1 protein-coding gene is annotated in these 1073 nt (G+C 50.0%); it reads right to left on the bottom strand.

All coding sequences use genetic code 11. The features are described 5' to 3' along the window. Positions 1-4: 4 nt before the first annotated feature. A protein-coding gene (locus Z052_RS17695; RefSeq protein WP_099289306.1) for an IS630 family transposase occupies positions 5-1025 on the bottom strand; the annotation gives its coding sequence in 2 pieces (ribosomal slippage) (positions 5-523 and positions 525-1025; 1020 coding nt in all). Positions 1026-1073 lie beyond the last annotated feature (48 nt).

The following is a 1073-nucleotide window of genomic DNA, read 5'->3' on the forward strand; positions in this document are numbered from 1 at the left end:
ATACTCACCGACAGAGATATTGATATACTCCGGGCGGATCAATCTCTCTCATCGCTGAGCGGATCTCACTCCGAAGTTCGTCAACTTCTCCAAAGTATTGATTACCAAGAGCTGATCTAAGTTGTCGCCAACACTCTTCGGTTGGATTTAGCTTAGCCATCCCAGTCGGGAGATATAGAAGCTCTAGCTTCGATTTCTCGGCAAACTCCTTGACTTTCTTCGCTGTGAAATAGGAACCTTTGTCGAGAACTACGAGTAGCTTCTCTCCGAATCTTGCCTGAAGTGACTGGAGAAATCGAACCGTCGTTTCCTTGTTGAACGAACCAGCGCATTCCAAAAACATGGTCTCGCCGTTCTCGGTGAGACCGCCCAAGAAATTGATTCCATCACGAGAGGCCGACACGTTCACTGTCGGCCTCTCGTCAATCGGAAACCACGCATATCTGAGATCAGCTCCAACCGATTTCCTGAACTGATCAATCGTTATGACCAGCCTGTCTTCATCCCGTCTCCCGACTTTTTTTGAGCTCGTCGTCGTACCGTTCAAGATCTTCCTCGTCAGCCGAGGCTGGTTCTGGCCGAGGTTTCTTCCAGGAAACCTCGGCCTCTTTCATTAGTCGCTGAACGTGACGCCGGGAATGTGCAACATCAAACTCAGTTATGAGGTGTTGTTGAGCTAGTATACTCGACCAAGCAGGCTCATCGTATCCAGCTTCTTCGGGTGATTGGTTGAGTGTTTCAGCGAATTGTTGGAACTGTTCGTCAGAGAGCTCAGGCGGTCTTCCTGGACGTTCGTCGTCGTAGAGCGCGTCTTCAAAGTCGCGCTCTTCGAAGCGATCCAACCAGTTGTACACTGTCTGACGAGGCCATCCGTATTTTTCCTCGATCTTATCTGGAGATAGCCCAGCGAGATATTCGCGTGCAGTAGTGAGCCGTTTGATTGCTTTCGGATCACGCTCGTCCGCGAGCTGCTCGCGGACGCGCTCAACTGAAAGATCGGGAATCTTGTTCCCGTCCTTGGACATACTCAAACGATGAGCTTCTGTGTCTCAAAACTTTCGACGTTGAGTATA

The sequence above is a fragment of the Halorubrum sp. C191 genome, assembly GCF_002727095.1.
Taxonomy (GTDB): Archaea; Halobacteriota; Halobacteria; order Halobacteriales; family Haloferacaceae; genus Halorubrum; species Halorubrum ezzemoulense.